The organism is Arthrobacter mangrovi (genome assembly GCF_026011795.1).
Lineage (GTDB): Bacteria > Actinomycetota > Actinomycetes > Actinomycetales > Micrococcaceae > Crystallibacter > Crystallibacter mangrovi.
Genome location: NZ_BRVS01000014.1, coordinates 24,886 through 44,161 on the forward strand (window position 1 = coordinate 24,886; position 19,276 = coordinate 44,161).

A 19,276-nucleotide genomic window follows, 5' to 3' on the forward strand; every position below is an offset into this window, starting at 1 on the left:
TTGATCGGGACAAAGATGCCTGCCCCTCGCCGCCCGTCCTAGCGGCCGGGGGATCCCCTTACGAAACTTCCGGTCCGCCGTCGTCTTCGCCGGGCCGTCCGCGCCTGGCTTCACGATGCCGCGGCGGCGGAGTCCTTCCAATCAAGGAGTACGTTCATGCGCTCTGACGCGCCTACTCAGCCGTCTGCTCAGCCGGCCGGTGCCGCATCGCCCGGCCTGTCCAAGTCGCTGAAGCCGCGGCATCTGTCGATGATCGCCATCGCCGGCGTCATCGGCGCGGGGCTGTTCGTCGGCTCCGGCGCCGCGATCCAGCAGGCCGGCCCCGGCATCCTCGTGGCCTACGCCGCCGCGGGCCTCGTGGTGATCCTGGTGATGCGGATGCTCGGCGAAATGGCCGCCTCCAACCCGGAGACCGGTTCGTTCTCCACCTACGCCGACAAGGCCCTGGGCCGCTGGGCCGGCTTCAGTATCGGCTGGCTCTACGCCTGGTTCTGGATCATAGTGCTCGGCATCGAGGCCACCGCCGGCGCCGCCATCGTGCACCGCTGGGTTCCCGGTGTGGACCAGTGGGTCTGGGCGCTCATCCTGATGGTGCTGCTGACCCTGACCAACGTCGCCTCGGTGAAGTCCTTCGGCGAATTCGAGTTCTGGTTCGCCTCCATCAAGGTCGCCGCCATCGTCGGCTTCCTGCTGTTCGGCATCGCCGCGATCCTCGGGCTGCTGCCCGGCGTCGAGGCCCCCGGCCTAGCCAACCTGACCGGCCAGGGCGGCTTCTTCCCGAACGGCGGCGCCGCCGTACTGGCGGGCATCCTCGTCGTCGTCTTTTCCTTCTTCGGTGCGGAAATCGCGACGATTGCCGCGGGCGAATCGGCCAACCCCGTCTCCGCGGTCAAGAAGGCCGTGCGCTCCACTGTCTGGCGCATCCTGGTGTTCTACATCGGCTCGATCGCCATCGTGGTGACCCTGCTGCCGTGGAACGACGCCTCCGTGGCGAAGAGCCCGTACGTGGCGGTCATGGAGCTGTACGGGATCCCGGGCGCCGGCGTGATCATGGACATCATCGTGCTTACCTCCGTGCTGTCCTGCCTGAACTCCGGCCTCTACACGGCCAGCCGCATGTTGTTCTCGCTCTCCACCCGCGGCGACGCCCCGCGCTCCTGGACCAGGATCTCCAAGCGCGGCGTGCCCGTGGCTCCCGTCCTGGCCTCGACCGTGGTCGGCTTCATCACCGTGGGCCTGAATTACATCGCGCCCGACACCGTGTTCCTGTTCCTGGTCAACACCTCGGGCGCCATCGCCCTGTTCGTCTGGCTGGTCATCGCCGCCTCGCAGCTGATCCTGCGCCGGCGCCTCGGGGCCGAGGCGAAGAACCTGACGCTGAAGATGTGGTTCTTCCCGTACCTGACCTGGCTGGCGATCGGCAGCATCATCGCGCTGCTGATCGGCATGGTGATCCTCGAGGAGACGCGTGAGTCGCTGATCCTCTCGGTGGCACTCGCCGCCGTCGTTGTGGCACTGGGCGTATGGCGCTACCGCCGCGGGGAGAACGCCTGGATCAAGGTGGATGCCGCTGCGGCAGAGCCGGAAGAGGCCCGCGAAGCGGAGCCCGCGCTCCGGAAGTAGCCACGGACCCGGCAGGCCCCGCTCCGGAAGTAGCCGGACCTGCTGCGGCGCTACTGCCTCATCCGCAAACGGCGGCGTCGATTCATCGGCGCCGCCGTTGCCGTGCGTGACGGGCCCCAAGTCCGCGGCCCGCGGCGGTCCAGACGCTCCCGATATGGAACGGGCCGGCCGGGATAATGGTTTGGGCGCCGGCCGGTGGCTAGGCTGGCGGAATGAGTAATCGATCACTTCTGCACTCGGACCTGTCCCGCCTCGACCGGGAAACCGGCATGTTCCTGGCCACCGTTTCATCCCTGTCCGACGACGAGCTGGCGGCGCCTTCACTGTGCGAGGGGTGGACCCGGGCCGACGTCATCGCCCACGTCGCCTCCAATAGCCACGCGCTGCTCAATCTCATCGACTGGGCGACGACCGGCGAGGAACGCCCGCTGTACGCCTCCCCGGAGGCACGCGCCGAGGCCATCTCCGCCCTGGCGGCGCTCCCGAGGGAAGAGCTGATCGAGGAAGTGCGGGAGTCTGCCCGGAACTTCGCCGAGCAGGCCCAGCGGCTGGGCGGGGAGCTCGCGGCCCGGGAGGTGCGGGTCCACACCAAGGTGCTTCCCTCGACGTCCATCGTGGCGTTGCGGATCGCCGAAGTGGTGGTCCACCATCATGACCTCGACACCGCCTGGACCATCGAGGAAGCCGACCCGGACTCCCTGCTGAACGCCCTCGAGTCAGTGATCGGCACGCTGGGCGCCAAGGATGCGCCGGGGATGACCCTGGTGACCGAGGAGGGCGACGAGTGGGTCATCGGCGACGGCGGCGTGCGCGTCGAGTCGGACCGCGAGGGCCTGCTCCAGTGGCTGGCGCGCGGCGACGCGGAACATGTCCAGGCCGAGGGCGCGCTGCCGGCACTGCCGTCCTGGTAAGGCCGTCGGCCCGCCGACCGGTGCTGCCTTCCTGATAAAGCTTCAGCTTCCCGGTGAGCCGCCGGCCCCGCGGGGTCGCCTGCTGCTCAGCCGACGTGGACCTGCGGGCGCCGGGCGGTGTCCGGTTCCGCTTCGCGGAGCACCTCGCGCGTGAGCGGAGCGATTTCGCCGACGCCTAGGAAGAGGAAGCGCAGGAAGTTGGCGAGCGGACTGCCCTCGGTCCAGCGGAAGTAGATGTGCGGCATGAGCCCGGTGACGTCGCGGATGTGCAGCAGCACGGAGGCGATGGTGTTCGGGACGCCCGGCCCGTGCACCTCGAGGACCCGGTAGCCGTGCCGGACCACGCCCTTGACCCGCAGCTCCGTTTCGAACTCGGAGGAATCGTCGACGACGACTTCGAGAAAGAGCGGTTCCTCGGTGAGGGGCAGCTGGCTGACCTCGATGGCGGCGGCCACCTTCTGCCGGTAGTCGGCGGCGTTGCTGTCCGAGGGTTCGTGGGCGATCAGCGCGATGGGTCCGTCGAGGATCGGCGCCATGAACTCCAGCGCCTGCTGGTCCAGATGGACCCGGGTGGCGTGCAGCTGGAAGGACCGGCCCACCCGGGACAGCAGCGAGACCAGGATGATGCCGGCGATGAACAGCCCGGCAATCCGGATGCCCTCGGGCCGCTCGAAAATGTTGGCGACCGTGGTGTAGATGAAGACCAGCGAGATGGCGCCGAACGTGACGGCCCGGCGGTGCTGCTTGCGGCCGCGGGCGGAGAGCGTGGCGGCCACCGCTGCCGACGTCATCAGGACCAGGAATCCGGTGGCGTAGGCGCCGCCCTGCGCGGTCACGTCGGCGCCGAAGAGCCAGGTGACCAGGAAGCCGATGAGGCTGAAGACCAGCACCAGCGGCCGGACGGCCTTGGCCCAGGCCGGGGCCATCCCGTAGCGCGGCAGGTACCGCGGCACCAGGTTCAGCAGGCCGGCCATGGCGGACGCGCCGGCGAACCAGAGAATGGCGATGGTACTCAGGTCGTAGAGCGTGCCGAAGCCGGCGCCGAAGTGCTCGTGCGCCAGGTAGGCGAGGGCGCGCCCGTTGGCCTGCCCGCCGGGCTGGAATTCCTGCGCCGGGATGAGGACCACCGTGACGAAGCTGCTGGTCATCAGGAAGACGCTCATGATCGCGGCCGCGGTGGCCAGCATGTGCCGCGTCCGGCGGATCCGGCCCTCCGGCTTGTCCTCGGTGTCGTCCTCGTCGCCGCGGATCTGCGGCATGACGGCCACGCCGGTTTCGAAGCCGGACAGCCCCAGTGCCAGCTTGGGGAAGACGAGCAGCGCGATGCCGACCGCCATGATCGGATCCCCGTGCGACGTCCACAGGGCCGTCCACCAGTTGTCCAGGGCCGCCGGATGGGTCAGCACTTCCAGCAGCGCGTTGGCCACCACCACCGCATTGAGGCCCAGGTACAGGACCACCAGGACGACGGCGACCCCGATCGCCTCGGCGAATCCGCGCAGGAACACCGCGCCCAGCAGCGCCAGCAGGAAGAGCGTGACCAGGACGTTCTGGCCCTGCAGCCAGCCCGGGGCGGCCGGATTCGCCAGCGCATGCACCGTGGCGTCGGCGGAGGAGAGCGTCATGGTGATCATGAAGTCGGTCGCGGCGAAGCCCAGCAGGACCAGGACCAGCAGCTTGCCGGCCCAGCCCGGCAGCAGCCGCTCGAAGATCGCGATGGACCCCTCGCCGTGCGGGCTTTCCCGCGCCACCCGCCGGTAGACCGGCAGCGCACCGAGCAGGGTGACGGCGATGAGCACCACGGTGGCCAGCGGGGAGATCACCCCGACGGCCAGCGCCGCGATCGCCGGCTGGTAGCCGAGGGTGGAGAAGTAGTCGACGCCGGTCAGGCACATCACGTGCCACCACGGGTGCTTCTTCTCGTACGGATCGCTGGCCCGGCCGGGGCCCAGATGGGTTCCCCTGCTGTCCCGCAGGCCGAACAACAGCCAGCTCCGCAGGGCTTCCCTGCGGCTTGGCCGGGCGGCCGAGGGGTCGGCCGGCGGCCAGCTCAATGTCGTCATGGCTTCCGTCCCGCACCGCCGGACGCGGCGCGTTCACAGTTGAAGTAAACACCGCGCGGGGGCTGTGCGCACCCGCCGCGGCAGATTCTTGATGGCTCCTTTACGCCGGCCCATCGGCGCCCCGTGCAGCCGCATTGCGTGGGAGGTGGGCCTGCCCCGGTCGCTCAGCGGAGCCGCGGACGCGGCAACGGCGGCGCCGACTGATCGACGCCACCGTTGCCAGGAATAACCACCTCCGCTTGGTGCTAGGGGAGGAGGCGCGGCTACAGCGTCCCGGTGGTGAAGCTCCAGGACGACGTGGCCGCCGGGTTGCCCGCAAGGTCCCGCACCGCCGTCGTACTTCCCGTGACGGTGACGGTGTAGCGGGTGTTGGACGCCAGGGTCACGCCCGGGTTGAGGATCCACTGGTTGGTGGTCCCGTTGCGGCTGACCACGGCGGAGACCGCGGCGCCGGTCGAGGCGTTGCGCAGCGTGAACGTGCTGGCGGTGACGCCCTGCACGGCCTCGCTGAACGTCGCCGTGATGTTGTTGGCGCGCCGCACGCCGGTGGCGCCGGACGCCGGGGTCCGGGTGGTGATGGTCGGCGCCGGGCCGGTGGTGAAGGACCAGCTGGTGCTCGCCAGCGGGGTGCCGCCGGTGTCCCGGATCGCCGTCGCGCCGCCGGTCAGCGTCGCCGTGTAGCGGGTGTCGGCCGGCAGGCTGGCGGACGGATCGAGCGTCGCCACGCGGGTGGTGGCGTTGTAGCTAACGACGGCGGGGATCGCCGTTCCTGCCGCATTCTTCAGCGTGAAGGTGGTTCCGCTGACCCCGGTGACGGCCTTGCTGAAGGTCGCGGTGATGTTGCCCGCCGAGGCCACCGCCGTGCCATTGGAGCCCGGGGTCCGGGCCGTGACAGTCGGCGCCGGTGCCGTGGTGAACGTCCAGCTGGTGCTGGCCAGCGCGATGTTGGCGGTATCGCGGATGGCGGTGCTGCCCCCGGTCAGCCGGGCCGTGTACTTGGTGTTCGCGGCGAGGTTGGCCGTGGGGTTCAGCGTGGCGCGCTTGGTGGCATGGTCGTAGGTCACCGTGGCCGGAATGACCGTACCGGCGGGGTTGCGCAGGGTGAAGGTGCTGCCGGTGACGCCCTGCATGAACTCGCTGAAGGTGGCCGTTACGTTGGCGTTGGTGGCGACGTTGGTGGCCGCGGAGGCCGGGCCGCGCGCGCTGACGGTCGGGGCCGTGGTGTCGGCGGGGCCGATCCGCACGGCGCGGCTGGCCTCGGCGCCGACGTTGCCGGCCGCGTCCGTGGCGCGCACGCCGAACATGTAGGTGCCGTTCACCTGGGCGTCGTAGGTCTTCGGCGAGGTGCAGCCGGGATCCCAGGCCGCGTTGCTGGGCAGCAGCCGGCACTCGAACCGCGAGCCCGCCTCATTGGCGGTGTAGTTCAGCGTGGGCGTGGTGTCCAGGGTCGGCGTGGACGGGAACGGCGCGACGACCGAGGCGGTCGGAGCGGTGGTGTCCACGGTGAAGGTCAGCGTCGGCGAGACCAGGAACGGTGGCGCGGCGGGGTCCGTCGCGGCGGCCGGATTGGCGATCCGGGCCTGCGCCCGGTGCACGCCGGCGGCCAGTGCCGGGGCCTGGAGGGAGTAGGACCCGGCCGCCAAGGCAGCGGACGCGGCCGGCGCGGCGGCGCCGTCGACCATCAGCTCCACGGTGCCCGCAGCGGCAGGCGCGCCCGGGATGGCCCCGGTGAACACCGGCGTCCTGACCTTGGTGATGTTGTCCGTGGCGGACCGTCCGCTGTCGCTCGCGGTGGCGAGGTCCGGGGCGCTGGGGGCGCCGTCGTCGCCGTTGAAGATCAGCCCCTGCACGGTGAAGGTGTCCACGGTCAGCGTGTTGATGCCGGGGCCGCCTGCGTCCGGACCGGTGACAATGACGGCGTTGGTTCCGGACGGCGCGCCGGTGACCGGGCGCGGGGTGTTGATATCGCCCAGGGTTCCGGGCGCCGCGCCGGTCTGCCGCAGGAAGGACGCGGTGGTGCCCACGGCATAGTCGCCCAGGAACGCCGCCCCGACGCCCGCCCAGTCACAGGGGACCGTGGGGGTCGGCGCGCAGACGCCCGAGTCGATGGTGGTCTTGATCCGGCCGAGCGAGGCGTTCTTCGGGTCCGGCTCCGAGGTGATCGTGTTGACGCCGTAGGGATGGGTGATGGTGTAGGCGGTGTTGGGCTTGAGGTTGTCCAGGATGAACCGCAGCCGGCCGAAGCCCATCTGCTCGCCGGGAGCCACGGGACCGTTCACGTGGGCCGCCTCCAGCGCCGCCTCGTAGAGCCCGAGGTTTCCGCCGCTGGCCTCCGCAGCGAACCAGAAGGCCTCCTCCGGGAAGTTGTCCGGGTAGGACGCCGGCGCTGCCGGATTGGGCGGCTCCGCGAGGCAGCCGGCGCCGGCCATGTAGCACAGCTGCAGCTTCACGCTGCCGTCCGAGTACCAGGTCGGGAAGCCGTTCTGCGCGTCCACCGGCCCCACGGCCGCCACATCGGCGCTCGCCGGAACCGCCCCCACCGGCCCGAGCGCCGCCGCCAGCATGGCCGCCGCGGCTATCGATGGAACGAGCCTGCCTTTCCGGCTTCCAGGCGGCGGAACGTCTCCCGGCTCGGAGTCTCCGCTGCGGGACCGGCGGGCACTCGCGCCGCGGCCGGATCCGGCGCCTCGCTTGCTGGAAATGGTGCGCATGACGACTCCTTCGCGCTGCTGGGAAGAATGCCCCGCTGAACCGGGTCGAGGCTTGGCAGCAACAAGCCATGGAACGTTTTAGGCCAGCGCACTTGGGGAAAACTTTAAGCAGCCTTCGGCGCACAGGGACAGCGGCGGGAGAGGGCCGATTGGTTTCGCCTCAGGCACCGAGGTCGCGGTGGCGAAGCATGAATGTCGCGGCGAGGGCAAGAACAACGACGGCGGCCAGCATGGTGAGCGCCGGGGCGGCGGCGAAGTCTTCCACGGGCATGGCGGACGAGTGGTGGAAGGGGCTCAGGTCCTGGGCCCACTCGGGAAGGTTGAGCAGGCCGCCGAACTGGCCGAGCACGAGGGCGAGGACGAGCGGGCCCCAGCCAAGCGCGACGGCGAGCCGGGGGAGCGCGGCGAAGGCCAGGGCCGCGAGGGCAACCATCACGAGCGCGGCGGGCAGGTGGGCGAGGGCGGAGGCGACAAGCAGCCAGAACCGGTCGGCCGAATCCGGTCCGCCGGCGGCGGTTCCCGTAAGGGGACCGGCGGCCGGTGCATCCGCGAAGAGGGAGGCTGTGCCTGCGGCGAGGCCGGCCGCCAGGGTCACGGCGAGGACGGAGAAGGCGGCGACGGAGAGGCCGGCGCCGAACCAGCGGGGTCGGGAGCGGGGGAGCGCGAGCAGGAGCTCGAGGCGGCCGGCCTCCTCTTCCGCGCGCAGCCGCAGCACGGCCTGCACGCCGGCGGCCGCCGCGAGGACCCCGGTGATGCCGAGCAGGGCTGCGATGAAGACATCGGCGATGGCAGGCGCGCTGCCGCCGGCGAGCCTGGCGATGAGCTCGGCCAGCGAGGGGTTTCCGGCTACCGCGTCGGCGAGCACGGGGCCGAGGGCGCCGGAGAGCAGGCCGAGGACCGCGGCGGCAACCGCCCAGCCAGCCAGGGTCGAGCGCTGCAGGCGCCAGGCAAGGCCCAGCAGGGAGCGGCCGCCGAAGCCGGCAGCCGGACGGCCGGCCCGCTCGGCCAGCAGGCTGGCACCGAGGTCCCGGCGGCCGCGGACCGGCAGCACCACCGCGGCAAGCAGCACGGCCACTCCAACGAGCACCAGCAGCGGCACCGGGTCGGCCTCGGTGAACGGGCGGGTGAGCTGGCCCCAGCCAATCGGGGAGAACCAGGACGGCCAGGCCGGCTCCACCCGGCTGAGCGTCGCGTCGGGCGTGCCGAACGCATCGCCCGTGCCGCGGACCAGGTAGGCCAGCCCCACGAGGGCGGCCGCGGTCCCGTTGGCTGCGTGGCCCGAGGGCATCAGCTGCGCGACGAGCGCGGCAGCGCCGACGAAGAACAGCCCTACCGACCCGACGGCCAGCCCGGCCAGCCCCGACCCGCCGGCCGGCAGCCCGCCCGCAAGGTAGCCCAGCGCCACCGCCGCGGCCAGCAGTAGGTTCGCCAGCAGCCCCAGCAGCAGCGTCGCCGCCAGCGGCGCCGACCGCGGCACCGGCGCGGCGCCCACCAGCTCCGCCCGTCCCGATTCCTCGTCCGCGCGGCTGTGCCGGACCACCAGGAACGTGCTCATGAGCCCCGTCAGCACCGCAGTGAAGGAAAACCCGTTGAAGAAGACGAAAGCGCCGGCGTCGTACCCGTCCGGCACTCCGCGCAGGAACAGGAACGCGGGACTGCCCGCCGCCACCGCAACAATTGCGGCACGTCCGGCCTCGCTGCCGAACTGCGAGGCGGTCGCGCCGGCGATGGCCAGGCCCAGCAGCCCGATTCCCGCGATCCACGCCAGCAGCTGCCACCGGTCCCGCCGTGCCTGGGCCCGCAGCAGCCGCAGGACCGAGGCCATCACCGGTCACCGCCGCCGTAGTGCCGCAGGAACAGCGATTCCAGCGACGGCGGCGCCGCCTCCACCGACGCGACGTCAGGCCGCGCCAGCTGCGCCAGCACCCCCGGCAGCTGCGACGCGTCGGCGTCGAACTCCACCGTCCCGTTCTCCCGCCGGGCGTCGTGCACCCCCGCGGGCAGCACAGCCGCGCCTGGATCCGTGAAGGTCACCCGAAAGTGGGTGCGCCGCAGGTGCCGCAGCGCCTCCAGCGAACCGCTCTCCACGGCCCGGCCCGCGCGGATGATCGTCACCGCCGAGCACAGCTGCTCCACCTCGGAGAGGATGTGGCTGGAAATCAGCACCGTCGAGCCCTCGTCGCGCACCCGCCGGATCTGGGCCCGGAAGACCGCGTCCATGAGCGGATCAAGTCCGGCGCTCGGCTCGTCCAGCAGGTACAGCCGGGCCCGCCGGGCGAACGCCGCCACCAGCGCCACCTTCTGCCGGTTGCCCTTCGAATACGTGCGGACTTTCCGCGCCGGATCCAGCTCGAACTCCGCCAGCAGCCGCTCCCGCAGCCCGGCGTCGGCTCCGCCGCGCAGCCCGGTTAGCAAGTCCACCACCTCGCCGCCGGTCAGGTTCGGCCACAGGTTCACGTCGCCCGGCACGTACGCAATGTCGCGGTGCACCGCCACCGGCTCTGTCCACGGATCGCGTCCGAGCACCCGCACACCGCCGGCCGTGGGCCGGATCAGCCCGAGCAGCACCCGCAGCGTGGTCGATTTACCCGCCCCGTTCGGGCCCAGGAACCCGTGAACCTCTCCCTCGGCCACGGACAGGTCCAGCCCGTCCAGCGCCCGCGTCCGCCCGAAGGACTTCACCAGCCCGGAGGCCTCCACCACCGCAGCCTGCCCGACCATCGACAGCCCCTCCCGCCAGCCCATATAGGCCGATCGCGCCCCTGACCTGCGCACAGAGTAGCACCGCGGTCCGGTCTTCAGCCTCCGTTCCAGCCGGGGTCTGAGTACGACGGCGGTCCGCGGTTCAGATGCTGGTTCGGCGCAGGGGCGCGGCGGTGGGGTCCGCTCGGGTGCAACCCGTACCGCGGTTGACGCAGCGGGAACGTTGGCCGAACATCTGCCTAAATCGGCCTCCGCCGCCGGAGTTGTTGGGAAGAGTGGGACCGGCGAGACGACTCGCCCCGCCGGCCGCGTCCTGCCGCCCGCGGAGTGGAAGCCGCCACCGAAGGATGACCGATGAATGCCTACGACGTTCTGACCAACCGCCACTGCAACGACCGCTGGACGGCCGACACGGTCCGCAGCATGTCTGCGCGGCTGGCATCCGACCCCGAGCTGGCCGAGTTCGTCGCCGCCGCCCCTGACATGGCCCGTGCGCTCAAGGCCGTCCTCAACCTGGACCTCGGCGAGGACGCCGAACGCCGCGTCCGCGCCGAAATCAACGCCGTCCTCCGCCGCACCGCCAACCCGCTGCTGCCCCCGCGGGTTTAACCTGCCGGCCCGCGGTTTGGCGGACCCGGACGGCCCGGCGCTAGAGTTCAATCCATGATCCGTATCCTCACCATCTGCACCGGCAACGTCTGCCGCTCGCCCATGGCCGAGAGGCTCCTCCAGCAGAAGTTCGACGAGATCCGCCCAGGCCTGTTCGAAGTCCGCAGCGCCGGCATCCAGGCCCTCGCCGGCAAGCCGATGGACGCCCGCGCGGAAGGCCTCCTCCACGTGCTCGGAGGAAACTCGGATGGCTTCGTCGCGCGGCAATTGCAGGAGATGCACCTGGCGAACGTGGACCTGGTCCTCGCAATGGGCGTCGAGCACCGGGACCGGATCCTGAACCTCATGCCCCGCCTGCTCAAGCGCACCTTCACCGTGCGCGAGCTCGCCCGCATGGTGGACGCCATCGCGGCGGACCCTCAGCTTGAAGTTCCGGAGGGAACGTCCGACCACGAGGTGGAGTACCGCTGGAAGCGCCTGCCGCATCTCGCCGCGCTGAAACGGTATGAAACCCGTCCCGTCGACCCGCTGGAGGACGAGATCGTGGACCCGTACCGTCGCGACGACGACGTGTACCGGCAGATGGTGCATGACCTTGTTCCTGCCCTCGACCGGCTCGTCGACTTCGAACGCTCGTATCACCAAAGCGCCTAATTCGGCCAAAAACTGCGTAAACGATTCATGACCCGGGCTTCTTATTGAAGGAGCCGCCGTATAATTTTCAGCGGGAATGAACCCGCCTAGCAGGCGGGGCTCGAGGGGGAATAGATGGGTCCGACAGTGGAGCAATCCAGGCATTTTACTGAAACGATTGAGCGGGAGCCCGCGGCGGGGGAGGCCACGCCGCCTCAGGACGAGGTCCGCAAGCAGTTGGCCGCCGGGCAAGTGGAAGCCGAACGCGGCTGGGGCAAGTCGCTCAAAACGAGGCTTCTCCTGACCGACAGCGCTGTCGTCCTCATTTCGCTCCTGCTCGCGCAGGCGCTCCGGTTCGGTGTTTCGGACGAGGAGCTCGTCGGTTCGGTTTTCGGTGACGCGTACTGGATCATTTCCGCGATCATCGCCGGTCTTTGGCTGCTGGCCCTGATGATCACCCAGAGCCGGGCCCTCCCGGTCCTGGGGGTGGGCAACGACGAGTACCGTCGCGTCATCAACTCGACCCTAGGTACCTTCGGCGCGGTGGCCATCGCCGCCATGCTGCTCAAGTACGACGTCGCCCGCGGATACCTGGCCATCGCGCTTCCCGTCGGACTGACACTTCTCCTGGCCACCCGTCACTTCTGGCGTCGCTGGCTCGTCCGCCAGCGGGCGAAAGGCCGCTTCACCCATCGCGCCCTGATCGTCGGTTCAATATCGGACGTCGAGTTCGTCGCCGGGAAGATCTTCAAATCTCCGCAGACTGGCTACCGTCTTCATGGCGCCGCTGTCCGCCCCTCGCAGGAGACGGTGGTCACCATCGACAGCGGCCATACCATTCCCATTGTCGCCACGCCCGACTGCGTGGTGGACGTCGTCAAGGAAGAAGGCTACGACACGGTCATCATTGCGGGGACGGCCGCGAACGGTCACCGCTACCTGAAGGAGCTCAGCTGGGCACTGGAAGGAACCAACACGGCGTTGGTTGTCGCCAGCAAGCTTGTTGATGTCGCCGGCCCGCGAATCCACTGGAAGCCGGTCGAGGGACTTCCACTGATGAGCGTGGAGATGCCGCAGTATGAAGGCGCTAAGTTTACGTGGAAACGCGCGACCGACGTCTTCGCCTCCGCCTTCGGCCTTCTGGTGCTGTCGCCTGTCATGCTGGCCGTTGCCCTTGCGATCAAGCTTGACGACCGCGGGCCGGTTTTCTTCAAGCAGGAGCGCGTCGGAATCCAGGGCAGCCGGTTCGGAATGATGAAGTTCCGCTCCATGGTCGTGGACGCCGAAGCACGTCTACGGGAGCTCGCGGCCCAGAACGAGGGCAACGGAACCTTGTTCAAGATGAAGAAGGACCCCCGGATTACCCGTGTGGGCGGCTTCATCCGCAAGTACTCGCTGGATGAGCTACCTCAGCTGTGGAATGTTCTGATCGGGGACATGAGCCTCGTCGGTCCCCGACCGCCGCTCGCCCGCGAGGTAGCGGAGTACGAACAGCACACTCATCGCCGGCTCCTGGTCCGCCCCGGTATCACCGGCCTATGGCAGGTCAGCGGCCGTTCGGACTTGTCCTGGGAGGAGAGCGTCCGTCTGGACCTCTACTACGTTGAGAACTGGTCCCTCGCCGGCGACCTCACCATCATTGCCCGCACCGTGAAAGCCGTCGTGGCCAAGGACGGCGCCTACTAACCCCTTCCGATCCCGCTCGGTCCCGGTCCTTTTACCTGAAGGGCCGGGACTTTTCGCCTCCGTGTGCGCGACTCCGTGGATCCCGCCGCGTCCTTTGCGCTCCGACTTCTGGCGGCCGGTCGGTGGCTGGCCTACAAGTCGTACAGGCTGACGTTGCTACTGAAGGACCAGATGGGCGGGCAGCCGCCAGAGGAGTACCGATGCCAATTGCGGGGGAGCTTACGGAAGACCATCATCCGCCAGCCATCAGTAAAGATTCGGCGGAGATACGGAAGAGGCCGGTGCAGTCCTGGGGTGGACTGCACCGGCCTCCTTGAGCGGAAGTGCTTAGCGCCGCGCGGGCGGCATCCGTCGTGCCGACACCGGCTCACCCGAGAGCAAAGCCTTGAACTCGTCCTCAGGCTCCAACTGCATTGTCGCTACGGGCTCAGGAGCCGCGGTTCGGCGAGGCTGTTTGCGTCGCCCCTTCTGGATCGGCTCGACCTCGTCCTGCTGGTAGTACTGGCCGTAGTAGCCGTATTGGGCTGCGTCGGCTCCTTGCGTGGGCACGCGGTTAAGGATCGCACCGAGTATGTGAGCGTCGACCTTCGCGAGGTTGCCGAAAGCCTTGCCGATTTCGTCGAGCGAGGTCTTGCCGGCGTTGATGACCACCATCGCTCCGTCGGCAATCCTAGACAGGATGGCCGCGTCCGTAACAGGGAGCAGCGGGGGAGCATCGATGAGCACCGTTGCATGGGCCGCGAGCTGCTGCAGCATATCCGCCATGGCCTTGGAGCCCAGAAGCTCGCTCGGATTCGGCGGAACCCGGCCGGCGCCCAGCACGGCCAGATTGGGCACGTGGCCCCACACCTGCAGGACATCCTCAAGCTCGGCCTGTCCGCTTAGTACGTCAGTAACTCCGGCGCCCGGTACGAGGCCGAACATGCTCGTGACGACCGGGCGCCTCAAGTCCCCATCGACGACGACGACGCGCTTGCCGGCCGCGGCGATCGTGACCGCCAAGTTGGCGGTCACGCTGGACTTGCCCTCGCCCGGGACGGAGCTCGTTACGGCAATGATTTTCGGCGGATTATCGACATCCACAAAGCTCAGGTTTGTGCGAAGTTCCCGCAAAGCCTCCGACATGGCGTGCGCGGTGCGGTCACTGTTGTTGTCGATCGCTCCGGTCTCGACGACCTGCCGGTGCTCCTGCATCCTCTTGTCCAGCGGAATGGTGCCGATGACCGGAACACCGAACTGCTGCTCGATCACGTCGGCAGATCGTACGCGGCGGTCAAGATGGTTGCGGATCAATGCATACGCGAGACCGAGCATTAGGCCTAAGACCGCTCCGATGGCCAGAGTCAGCTTGACGTTCGGCGAAACGGGCGATGTCGGCAGCGACGCCTCGGCGAGGGGAACCAGCCGGACGGCGGCTTGGGCGTTTTCGGTGCCAGCCGTCTCCATCTGCTCTACCTGGGCGGCTAGGGCGGTTACCCAAGCGTCAGCGAGGTTGCGGGCTTCGGCAGGGTCGCCCGCGGACGCCGTGATGCGGAGTTCGGATGTATCAAGCGGAGCTTCGACTTCGATGCTTTCCATCAGCTCGTCGGGCGCCAGAGATAGGGCGAGCTCATCGATCACAGCTTGGGCAACGGGACGTGTAGTTGCGATGCTCTCGTAGACGGTGGCCTTCGACTTCGACAGTTCGTCAGCTGCCAAAGCTCCGTCGAGGTCCTTCGCTCCGGCAGCCATAACATGACCGCTGGATTCCGCCTCATAGACCGGCTTCTGGAAGAACGTCCAGCCGAAAGCGAGCAGTGTAACAACGAGAGCGATGGCGGCGATTCCTCGCCAGTACGTGTGAAGAACTCTGAGGTAGTCACGGAGTTCGAGGCCTTGTGGCTGCTCTTCAGTTCGGTTCAATTCCACGAGACTTTTGCAGTCCTTCCCATTGCGGTGATTCGGCCCCAAGTCAGCCTAAAGTCTAACCCAGTACGCATGAACGGAGGGTAACGAGACTTCCCTTTGACCGCGCGCGCTTAAAGATTTCACAGAACGGCAGCCCGTGGTGGGATTTCGGGCCCAGGCGCAGGCACTGTTAGCATGGATGGCGACGCCTAGGCGAGGGAGCATTCTCGGTTCGAGAATGTATCCGTTATCGACGGTGGCTAGATATTCATTTCTCTAGACATTCCCTGCAGCTCCGGCATTACATCCGTTGAGAATCCATGTAGGAGACACCATGTCTGAACTGAAGCTTTCCGCAGAAGTCCGTAGCGAATTCGGTAAGGGCTCCGCCCGCCGGGCCCGCCGCAACGAGCAGATCCCCGCCGTGATCTACGGCCACGGCGCCGAGCCGCTGCACGTGCTGCTGCCGGCCAAGGCCACGACCCTGGCCCTGCGCACCGCGAACGCGCTGCTGACCCTCGATGTCGAAGGCGAGGAGCACCTCGCCCTGGCCAAGGACATCCAGCGCAACCCGCTGCTGCAGATCATCGAGCACGTCGACCTGCTGACCGTCCGCCAGGGCGAGAAGGTCCAGGTGGATGTCAGCGTGCACGTCGACGGCGAGATCGCCGCAGGCGCCGTGTTCAACCTTGAGCACCCGACCGTCCTGGTCGAGGCCGACGCCACCCACCTGCCGGAGAACGTCACGGTCAATGTCGAAGGCCGCGAGGTAGGCGAGCACGTCCACGCCTCCGATCTGGTCCTGCCGAATGGTGTGGCCCTGCTCGTCGACCCGGACACCATCATCGCCACCGTCTCCGCCCCGGCCGTGACCGAGGAAGCCGAAGAGGCTGCCGAGGGCGAAGCCGCCGCCGAAGGCGCCGAGGCTGCTCCGGCCGAAGAGTCTGCCGAGTAATTCTCCTTGGCGGAAAACACTTGGCTTGTAGCCGGGCTCGGGAACCCCGGGCCCGGCTACAGCCGTAACCGGCACAATGTGGGCCAGATGGTTCTCGACGAACTTGCCTCACGCCTCGGCGGTGCCTTCAAGTCCCACAAGGCTCACGCTCAGGTCGTCGAAGGCAGGCTCCGGCCCGGAGGCCCTCGACTCATCCTCGGCAAGCCGCTGACATTCATGAATCTCTCTGGCGGACCGGTCTCAGCCTTGGCTAAGTTCTACGGCGTGGAGCCTGACCATGTCATTGCCGTCCACGATGAGATCGATATCCCCTTCAACACGGTCAAACTTAAGATCGGCGGGGGAGAAGGCGGTCACAACGGTCTCCGGGATATCTCGAAGGCGCTTGGCACCAAGGACTACTATCGCGTCCGCGTGGGAGTCGGCCGTCCGCCGGGCCGGATGGACACAGCCGATTATGTCCTGAAGGATTTCGCTGCCGCCGAGAAGAAGGAACTGCCGTTCCTGATCGGCGATTCCGCCGACGCTGTGGAACTCCTGATCGACGAAGGACTGCTGGCCGCACAGCAGAAATTCCACTCAAACAGTCAGTAGACGAAAGCTGTCCGCTGATTTATGATCGAGTGTCGGAAGGCACATGTCTTCCGCTAGAGCGCTATGTCGCTCACAGCCTGAGTGGCTCCGAAAGCGGGGGCCGACGATGGGCGGCCTCTGAGACTGGGCCACCCCCATCCCATCGTCGGCCCCCTTTTCCGTACCCGGGCGCCGCCCCCGCGCCGTAAATTTAGGCCATGCTCAGATGAACTCGGCAACCCATCGTGGGAAGATTAGGTCAGAGTTGTCTTGCGTAATCGCCTGACGGCTAGTCCTGACCGCGAATCAAGGAGCACCTTCCGTGCCAGTGGTGTCCACACCCGCCACCCTCAAGCCCTCCACCGGGCCCATCGACAACGCCGAGGTCCTGCGCATCCGCAATGACTTCCCGATCCTCGATCAGAAGGTCAACGGCAACCCGCTGGTGTACCTGGATTCCGGGGCCACGTCGCAGAATCCGCAGTGCGTGCTGGAGGCCGAGCAGGAGTACTACGAGCAGCGCAACGCGGCCGTCCACCGCGGGGCCCACACTCTTGCGGTGGAGGCGACCGACGCTTATGAGCTGGCACGGGAGATCGTCGCCTCCTTTATCGGCGCCCGCTTCAACGAACTGGTCTGGACCTCCAACGCCACGGAGGCCATCAACCTCATCACCTACGCCTTCTCCAACGCGTCCGTGGGCCGCGGGGGAGAGGAAGCCGAGCGGTTTGTCCTGCGTCCCGGGGACGAGATCGTCGTGACGGAGATGGAGCACCACGCGAACCTCATCCCGTGGCAGGAGCTCGCCTTCCGCACCGGCGCGACCTTCCGCTACATTCCCGTGAACGACGACGGATCCCTCCAGCTCGAACACGCGAACACCGTTATCGGCCCACAGACTAAGATCGTCGCCTTCACGCACGCTTCCAACGTGCTCGGCTCGATCAACCCGGTGGAGACGCTGGTGCAGATGGCGCGCGAAGTCGGCGCCTACGTGGTGCTCGACGCCTGCCAGTCCGTGCCGCACCTGCCGGTGGACGTGAAGGCCCTGGACGTCGACTTCGCCGCCTTCTCCGGACACAAGATGCTCGCACCCACGGGCATCGGCGCCCTCTACGGCAAGGCCGAGCTGCTGAACGCCATGCCGCCGTTCCTGACCGGCGGCTCCATGATCACCACCGTCACCATGGAGCATGCCGCCTACCTGCCGTCCCCGACGCGTTTCGAGGCCGGCACGCAGCGGATCTCCCAGGCCGTCGCCCTGGCGGCAGCGGTGAACTACCTAAAGGAGACGGGCATGGAGCGGATCCATGCCTGGGAGCAGCACCTCGGGCAGAGGCTGGTGGAAGGGCTGGGGCAGATCGACGGCATCCGTGTTCTCGGACCGCGCGCCGGCGAGGAACGCATCGGCTTGGCGTCCTTCGATGTCGACGGCGTGCACGCGCACGACGTCGGCCAGTTCCTCGACGACAAAGGTATTGCCGTTCGGGTGGGTCACCACTGTGCCCAGCCCCTGCACCGCCGGCTTGGCCTCGTCGCCACGACCCGGGCCAGCACCTATCTGTACAACACGACGGACGACGTGGACGCCTTCCTCGAAGCCGTCGCGCAGGTCCGCCCGTTCTTTGGAGTCAAGTAAGTGAGTTCGGATCTCGAGCAGCTGTACCAGCAGATCATCCTGGAGCACTCCAAGCTCCGTCATGGCGCGGGTCTGGTTGAGGCTCCCGAGGGCGACAAGGTGGGGGAGTCGCACATGCTGAACCCCACCTGCGGTGACGAGATTACCTTGCGCGCCGCCGTGCACCAAAGCCAGGGGGCTCAGACCCTGTCGTCCATTAGCTGGGACGGACAGGGCTGCTCCATCTCCATGGCCTCGGCCTCGGTGCTCCACGACCTCGGACTCAACCTGGATCGGGACGAACTCCTGAAGCTCGTGGACGAATTCCGCACCGTCATGCGCTCCAGAGGAACCATCGAGGCTGACGAAGAAATCCTGGGCGATGCCGCCGCCTTCTCCGGCGTCTCCAAGTATCCGGCGCGGGTGAAGTGCGCCATGCTCGCTTGGGTCGCTCTCGAGGAAGCGCTGCTCGCGGCGAACTGACACTCCGGACAAACAGTAAGGCTCCGAACCAGTGAAGGTTCGGAGCCTTACTTGGTGATTTGGAACGACTAGGCGTTCTTGCGGCGGGCAACCACCAGGGCGGTAGCGCCGGCGCCGAGAGCCAGTACGCCAGCGCCGCCCCACAGGAGAGCGCTGGACTCCAGGCCCGTGTTAGCCAGGCTGTCGCCGTTGGCTACGGCAGCCTCGTCCTCGGCAGAAGGTCCGGCATTCGGGGCTCCGCCGCCAACGCCGTTTTCGGAACCACCAGCGGCAGCACCGACAACGACTTCCTGCGAAACGCTGATCGGATTGCCATCGGCGTCAACGCCGGTAGCGGTGAGAGTGTAGGTCCCTGCCTGGTCGAACTTGACCGGGTGGGAGAAGTTGCCATCGCCATCTGCGGTGGTGGACATCTCCTGCGTTGCCTGAGCCGGGGCGATGACGCCCGTCACACCGGCGGAGAGGCCGCCCGCGCCGATGCTGACACCGGAAGCGTTCGGACCGGCGGTGGCGATACGGGAAACGAGGATGCCGATCCGCGAACCGGGCGCGAACCCGCTGCCCTGGAAGAGGATGGTGGCGCCAATGCCGACGTTGCCATCGGTTACCGTGGCCTGGACGGGCGGGGCAGGATATTCAGCGGCCTGAGCGGCGCCGGTTCCCATGAAAGCGAGAGATCCGGCGATCGCAAGGGCGGTCAGAGTCTTCTTCATGTGTGATCCCCCATGGGTCATTGAAGTGGTGGTGCCTTTGGACATACGACAACGGTTATACGTTGTTCCTCGAAAACGCTAACAGGCGCTCAAAACTAATGCAATTCC

Annotated in this window: 15 protein-coding genes; 9 read left to right on the forward strand and 6 right to left on the reverse strand. The window is 67.9% G+C overall.

All coding sequences use genetic code 11. The annotated features are described in order from the left end of the window. Positions 1-156: 156 nt before the first annotated feature. Together AHIS1636_RS13605 and AHIS1636_RS13610 are read left to right on the forward strand one after the other, a co-directional pair. The gene (locus AHIS1636_RS13605) at positions 157-1,623 is read left to right on the forward strand and encodes an amino acid permease (RefSeq protein ID WP_264796380.1); all 1,467 of its coding nucleotides are present in this window, start codon (positions 157-159) and stop codon (positions 1,621-1,623) included. Positions 1,624-1,835: 212 nt separating this feature from the next. Continuing rightward, positions 1,836-2,534 carry a maleylpyruvate isomerase family mycothiol-dependent enzyme gene (locus AHIS1636_RS13610; protein WP_264796381.1) on the forward strand — a complete coding sequence of 233 codons (699 nt, stop codon included), beginning with the start codon at positions 1,836-1,838 and terminating at the stop codon, positions 2,532-2,534. 86 nt (positions 2,535-2,620) lie between these two features. Here the strand turns inward: AHIS1636_RS13610 and AHIS1636_RS13615 are convergent, their stop codons facing one another. The 4 genes from AHIS1636_RS13615 to AHIS1636_RS13630 all read right to left on the reverse strand — a co-directional run bounded on the left by AHIS1636_RS13615 (position 2,621) and on the right by AHIS1636_RS13630 (position 10,029). After that, entirely contained in the window at positions 2,621-4,597 is a 1,977-nt protein-coding gene (locus AHIS1636_RS13615) for an amino acid transporter (protein WP_264796382.1), read from the reverse strand. A 263-nt stretch (positions 4,598-4,860) separates the two neighbouring features. After that, positions 4,861-7,308 carry an Ig-like domain-containing protein gene (locus AHIS1636_RS13620; RefSeq protein WP_264796383.1) on the reverse strand — a complete coding sequence of 816 codons (2,448 nt, stop codon included), beginning with the start codon at positions 7,306-7,308 and terminating at the stop codon, positions 4,861-4,863. Positions 7,309-7,468: 160 nt separating this feature from the next. After that, complete coding sequence (locus AHIS1636_RS13625; protein WP_264796384.1) at positions 7,469-9,133, reverse strand: ABC transporter permease; 1,665 nt, start codon at positions 9,131-9,133, stop codon at positions 7,469-7,471. Then, positions 9,133-10,029 carry an ABC transporter ATP-binding protein gene (locus AHIS1636_RS13630; protein WP_264796385.1) on the reverse strand — a complete coding sequence of 299 codons (897 nt, stop codon included), beginning with the start codon at positions 10,027-10,029 and terminating at the stop codon, positions 9,133-9,135. Before AHIS1636_RS13630 ends, AHIS1636_RS13625 begins: the two co-directional genes overlap by 1 nt. A gap of 336 nt (positions 10,030-10,365) precedes the next feature. Between AHIS1636_RS13630 and AHIS1636_RS13635 the strand changes: the two genes are divergently transcribed. The 3 genes from AHIS1636_RS13635 (at position 10,366) to AHIS1636_RS13645 (ending at position 12,939) form a co-directional block, all read left to right on the forward strand. After that, on the forward strand, positions 10,366-10,620 hold the full coding sequence (locus AHIS1636_RS13635) for a hypothetical protein (protein ID WP_264796386.1): 255 nt from the start codon (positions 10,366-10,368) through the stop codon (positions 10,618-10,620). A gap of 54 nt (positions 10,621-10,674) precedes the next feature. Continuing rightward, on the forward strand, positions 10,675-11,274 hold the full coding sequence (locus AHIS1636_RS13640) for an arsenate reductase/protein-tyrosine-phosphatase family protein (protein ID WP_264796387.1): 600 nt from the start codon (positions 10,675-10,677) through the stop codon (positions 11,272-11,274). Between the two features lie 114 nt (positions 11,275-11,388). Next, positions 11,389-12,939: a sugar transferase gene (locus AHIS1636_RS13645; protein WP_264796388.1), complete on the forward strand. Its 1,551-nt coding sequence runs from the start codon at positions 11,389-11,391 to the stop codon at positions 12,937-12,939. Between the two features lie 327 nt (positions 12,940-13,266). Here AHIS1636_RS13645 and AHIS1636_RS13650 read toward each other — a convergent pair whose 3' ends face one another. Continuing rightward, positions 13,267-14,847, reverse strand: a complete 1,581-nt coding sequence (locus AHIS1636_RS13650; protein ID WP_264796389.1) for a tyrosine-protein kinase domain-containing protein — start codon at positions 14,845-14,847, stop codon at positions 13,267-13,269. Between the two features lie 313 nt (positions 14,848-15,160). On the opposite strand from AHIS1636_RS13650, the gene AHIS1636_RS13655 reads away from it, so the two are divergent. From AHIS1636_RS13655 to sufU, 4 genes are all read left to right on the forward strand, one after another. Beyond that, positions 15,161-15,781 (forward strand): 50S ribosomal protein L25/general stress protein Ctc, encoded by a 621-nt coding sequence (locus tag AHIS1636_RS13655; RefSeq protein ID WP_264796390.1) that lies wholly within the window; start codon positions 15,161-15,163, stop codon positions 15,779-15,781. A gap of 6 nt (positions 15,782-15,787) precedes the next feature. Beyond that, on the forward strand, positions 15,788-16,375 hold the full coding sequence (pth, locus tag AHIS1636_RS13660) for an aminoacyl-tRNA hydrolase (protein WP_264796391.1): 588 nt from the start codon (positions 15,788-15,790) through the stop codon (positions 16,373-16,375). A gap of 301 nt (positions 16,376-16,676) precedes the next feature. Beyond that, a complete protein-coding gene (locus AHIS1636_RS13665) occupies positions 16,677-17,993 on the forward strand; it encodes a cysteine desulfurase (protein WP_275116380.1) in 1,317 nt (438 codons plus the stop codon). Beyond that, a complete protein-coding gene (sufU, locus tag AHIS1636_RS13670) occupies positions 17,994-18,455 on the forward strand; it encodes a Fe-S cluster assembly sulfur transfer protein SufU (protein ID WP_264796392.1) in 462 nt (153 codons plus the stop codon). 68 nt (positions 18,456-18,523) lie between these two features. On the opposite strand, the gene AHIS1636_RS13675 is transcribed toward sufU, so the two are convergent. Further along, positions 18,524-19,168, reverse strand: a complete 645-nt coding sequence (locus tag AHIS1636_RS13675; RefSeq protein ID WP_264796393.1) for an LPXTG cell wall anchor domain-containing protein — start codon at positions 19,166-19,168, stop codon at positions 18,524-18,526. Positions 19,169-19,276: the final 108 nt, after the last annotated feature.

Excerpts from the sequence above, each read along its gene's own strand:
- AHIS1636_RS13640 (WP_264796387.1), top strand. The coding sequence starts at position 10,675 with ATGATCCGTATCCTCACCATCTGCACCGGCAACGTCTGCCGCTCGCCC.
- AHIS1636_RS13610 (WP_264796381.1), top strand. The coding sequence starts at position 1,836 with ATGAGTAATCGATCACTTCTGCACTCGGACCTGTCCCGCCTCGACCGG.
- AHIS1636_RS13635 (WP_264796386.1), top strand. The coding sequence starts at position 10,366 with ATGAATGCCTACGACGTTCTGACCAACCGCCACTGCAACGACCGCTGG.
- AHIS1636_RS13625 (WP_264796384.1), bottom strand. The coding sequence starts at position 9,133 with ATGGCCTCGGTCCTGCGGCTGCTGCGGGCCCAGGCACGGCGGGACCGG.
- AHIS1636_RS13630 (WP_264796385.1), bottom strand. The coding sequence starts at position 10,029 with ATGGTCGGGCAGGCTGCGGTGGTGGAGGCCTCCGGGCTGGTGAAGTCC.
- AHIS1636_RS13615 (WP_264796382.1), bottom strand. The coding sequence starts at position 4,597 with ATGACGACATTGAGCTGGCCGCCGGCCGACCCCTCGGCCGCCCGGCCA.
- AHIS1636_RS13620 (WP_264796383.1), bottom strand. The coding sequence starts at position 7,308 with ATGCGCACCATTTCCAGCAAGCGAGGCGCCGGATCCGGCCGCGGCGCG.
- AHIS1636_RS13645 (WP_264796388.1), top strand. The coding sequence starts at position 11,389 with ATGGGTCCGACAGTGGAGCAATCCAGGCATTTTACTGAAACGATTGAG.
- AHIS1636_RS13655 (WP_264796390.1), top strand. The coding sequence starts at position 15,161 with ATGTCTGAACTGAAGCTTTCCGCAGAAGTCCGTAGCGAATTCGGTAAG.
- AHIS1636_RS13605 (WP_264796380.1), top strand. The coding sequence starts at position 157 with ATGCGCTCTGACGCGCCTACTCAGCCGTCTGCTCAGCCGGCCGGTGCC.
- AHIS1636_RS13675 (WP_264796393.1), bottom strand. The coding sequence starts at position 19,168 with ATGAAGAAGACTCTGACCGCCCTTGCGATCGCCGGATCTCTCGCTTTC.